We start from the raw sequence: 289 nt of genomic DNA on the forward strand, positions 1-289 counted from the left end.
TTGCCAAAGTGTTGTAGGCTATTGCGAGCTGATGAGCGGTAGCACTCCGCTGGTTTTAGCAGAGTGAGGGCACATGCCACAGGATGGCAACGACGGTAGAAGGCAAAAGCCTGTATATGGTGTTCATCAATAACGCTTTTCCATTGGGTACAAACACGCCCACAAGAAACTATATCTCTGTGCTCCAGGTTAGAAAGGATTTTTACTACTATTTCATTTGACAAGCTTGTTATCCCTGCTTTGCCAACGTACTTATCTTGCAGGTGTTTCATTGTCAAAAATCAAAAAT

The 289-nt window shown here is 43.3% G+C and carries 1 protein-coding gene; it reads right to left on the bottom strand.

What is annotated here, in order from left to right; all coding sequences use genetic code 11:
• On the bottom strand, positions 1 to 272 hold a 272-nt coding region (locus E1189_RS00170; RefSeq protein WP_155158145.1), incomplete at its 3' end, for an F-box protein.
• Positions 273 to 289 lie beyond the last annotated feature (17 nt).

This window comes from Parendozoicomonas verongulae, from assembly GCF_009711465.1.
Taxonomy (GTDB): Bacteria; Pseudomonadota; Gammaproteobacteria; order Pseudomonadales; family Endozoicomonadaceae; genus Sansalvadorimonas; species Sansalvadorimonas verongulae.